This window comes from Planktothrix sp. FACHB-1355, assembly GCF_014748295.1.
Taxonomy (GTDB): domain Bacteria; phylum Cyanobacteriota; class Cyanobacteriia; order Cyanobacteriales; family Aerosakkonemataceae; genus Aerosakkonema; species Aerosakkonema funiforme_A.
The window spans coordinates 1-2851 of the sequence record NZ_JACJUP010000952.1 but is presented as its reverse complement, the minus strand read 5'-3'; the positions used below and the strand labels follow the sequence as shown (position 1 = coordinate 2851).

At 44.9% G+C, this 2851-nt stretch carries 4 protein-coding genes; 2 read left to right on the top strand and 2 right to left on the bottom strand.

The annotated features are described in order from the left end of the window. Positions 1–146: 146 nt before the first annotated feature. Entirely contained in the window at positions 147–719 is a 573-nt protein-coding gene (gene rdgB, locus H6S82_RS27415) for an RdgB/HAM1 family non-canonical purine NTP pyrophosphatase (RefSeq protein WP_190461476.1), read from the top strand. A gap of 156 nt (positions 720–875) precedes the next feature. Here rdgB and H6S82_RS27410 read toward each other — a convergent pair whose 3' ends face one another. Next, positions 876–1214 carry a P-II family nitrogen regulator gene (locus H6S82_RS27410; protein WP_190461474.1) on the bottom strand — a complete coding sequence of 113 codons (339 nt, stop codon included), beginning with the start codon at positions 1212–1214 and terminating at the stop codon, positions 876–878. A gap of 339 nt (positions 1215–1553) precedes the next feature. On the opposite strand from H6S82_RS27410, the gene H6S82_RS27405 reads away from it, so the two are divergent. After that, the gene (locus H6S82_RS27405; RefSeq protein ID WP_190461472.1) at positions 1554–2396 is read left to right on the top strand and encodes a cyclase family protein; all 843 of its coding nucleotides are present in this window, start codon (positions 1554–1556) and stop codon (positions 2394–2396) included. A 135-nt stretch (positions 2397–2531) separates the two neighbouring features. On the opposite strand, the gene H6S82_RS27400 is transcribed toward H6S82_RS27405, so the two are convergent. Next, the coding region (locus H6S82_RS27400; RefSeq protein WP_191057043.1) for a Uma2 family endonuclease at positions 2532–2851 on the bottom strand (320 nt) is incomplete at its 5' end.

Genomic DNA, 2851 nt, shown 5'->3' with positions numbered 1-2851 from the left:
GTTACGCGCAAGCAGTGAAACAAGCAAAAGCTGAAACTAATTTGTCATTGGAGATATTCCCCACACAATGTCCTTATGAGCTAACGCAAGTCACGGATGATGAATTTTTACCGCAGTGAAATAAAAGATCGGGACAAGGAAGAAAGATGAAATTATTAGTAGTAGCTACAGGAAACCCAGGTAAGCTGAAGGAAATGCAAGCTTATTTGCAAGATTTAAATTTAGAATTGCGCCTGAAGCCAGACGAATTGGAAATTGAAGAAACCGGCGATACTTTTATGGCAAATGCTTGTCTGAAGGCATCTGAGGTAGCAAAGGCAACTGGTGAATGGGCGATCGCAGATGATTCCGGTTTGTCTGTGGATGCTTTGAATGGCGCACCGGGTATCTATTCTGCTCGTTACGACAAAACCGACGCGGAACGTATCGAACGGCTGCTGCGGGAATTGGGTAGCGAAACAAACCGACAAGCTCAATTTGTCTGTGCTATTGCGATCGCCAGCTCTGATGGTTCTATTTTCCTGCAAACAGAAGGAATTTGCCGGGGGGAAATTCTCCATCAGCCTCGCGGTAAAGGCGGTTTCGGCTACGACCCCATTTTTTATGTTCCCGAAGAACAACAAACCTTTGCGGAGATGACACCGGAGTTAAAGCGATCGATCAGTCATCGGGGCAAAGCTTTCCAAGCACTATTGAAGGAATTAGGGCGTCGGGGCTAGGGGATAGGGAAGAGGGAAGAGGGAGGATAAAGAGAGAAGAGGGAAGAGGGAGAAATTTTGAATGATTGACTTTCCCGACGCCCTAATCCCTAACCCCTAACTCCTTTCTTTTGACTTTTGACTTTTGACTTTTGACTTTTACCTCCCCCGCTCTACTTAAATCGCTTCGGTATTCTTTTCCCCTGTTCTGATCCGTACTACTTGATCGACGGGGGTGACGAAAATCTTACCATCACCGATTTCTCCCGTCCTAGCTGCGGCGATAATTTTATCAACGACGCGATCGACTTGATCGTCTTCAACCACAACCTCAACCTTGAGTTTTTGCAGGAACTCAACTGTATATTCGGAACCGCGATAGCGTTCGGTTTGCCCTTTTTGGCGTCCAAAACCTCGAACTTCCGAAACCGTCATCCCTACAATGCCGGCATTGACTAAGGCGATTTTAACTTCATCGAGTTTGAAGGGGCGAATAATCGCTTCAACTTTTTTCAATTTCTTGACTCCTCAACTAAGCTCTATTTGTTTCTGAGAAAATAATTCTGTATTTTAAGTCTTCCACTTGCTATTTGTGGTATTGGCTTTATCCGATCGCATTTGAGATCTACAGCCGAGTTAATTGGGGTTTCTGCTATCTACCTGATTGCTCCTTTTCTCTCCAAGCTACCGTTAGAGACTACCATATCTGGCGTCATCTTTCATGATTGCCGCAAATTCGCAGATTTTTGTAGCAATTAATACGCTTTGTTGCTGAGTTCACTGAGTTTATCGGTCAACAGCCAGCCAGTGCCTTATGATTTTTTTCAATCGCTCTTAAGGTTGGGGGAGAAGTAGATGAGAACGATCGCATTGGTTGCCGGTGGACTGGTGATGGCAGGTTTGGGCGCTGGGATAGTTTTGGCGGTAAGTCCCAAACAACTCAAACAACCTACCCTTGCAGAAGCTTACCAGACAATCAAAAGCAAACAATTTGTCGATCTCACTCACGCTTTTGAACCGGGTATACCCCACTGGAAAGGTTTTCCGGACGAGAAGCGGGAAACTCTTTACTGGTATGAACCAAATGTCGGTAAGCTTGGTGCTGGTTTCTGGGCGGAAATGTTTTGTCACGCCGGACAGTGGGGAACTCACGTAGACCCGCCAGCACATTTTATCAAGGGTTTGCGTACAGTCGATAAATTGGATTTGAAGGAGATGATCTTGCCTTTGGTGGTAATTGACGTTCACCAAAAGGTGGCGCAGAATCCAGACTATACCATAACAATGGAAGATATCAAGGCTTGGGAAGCAAAACACGGCCTTATTCCTGAAGGCGCGTTTGTGGCGATGCGAACCGACTGGTCAAAACGCTGGCCCAATGCAGCGGCGATGCAGAACAAAGACAGCAACGGAGTGGCACACTATCCCGGTTGGAGTATGGAAGTTCTCAAGTATCTTTACGAAACGCGAAAGATTACTGCTTCCGGTCACGAACCGACTGATACTGACCCAGGTATCGCTACGAGTAAAGATGATTATTCGCTAGAAACTTATATTCTCAAGCAGAATCGTTATCAAATTGAGTTATTGACGAATTTGGATAAAGTACCCGAAGCGGGTGCTGTGGTAGTCGTATCTTTTCCCAAACCTAAAAATGGTTCTGGTTTTCCGGCGCGAGTTTTTGCGATTTTGCCTTGAGAACGAAATATTTATTATGTAGGGGCGAAGCATTCGGGCGACAATCGATCGCAATTATGAACAATCTTTCTCCCCGAATGCTTCGCCCAGCCGAGGTTTATATACACATACACATCTTATTTCTTTTGACTTTTGCTATATCCTTGCTAATCGAAAAACTTGCTCAGCCGTAATTTCTAAACCATCAAACAGCGAATCAATTAACAGTGTATCTCCCATATAAGTCTGGGGTGGCGCATCAGGATAAAAAACTGTAATGCTTCTCGCTTGACTATCTACCACCCAAACTCGCAGCACCCCTGCATCCAAATAATCTCTTGCTTTGCTAGCCAATTGCCCAAAACTTTGTCCCGGCGAAATAATTTCAATAACTAATTCTGGAGGAACGGGACAAGCTTCATTTTCCATCCAATCTGGTGCTAACTTCTGATGAGAAATAAATAAAATTTCTGGTG

Excerpts from the sequence above, each read along its gene's own strand:
- rdgB (WP_190461476.1), top strand. The coding sequence starts at position 147 with ATGAAATTATTAGTAGTAGCTACAGGAAACCCAGGTAAGCTGAAGGAA.
- H6S82_RS27405 (WP_190461472.1), top strand. The coding sequence starts at position 1,554 with ATGAGAACGATCGCATTGGTTGCCGGTGGACTGGTGATGGCAGGTTTG.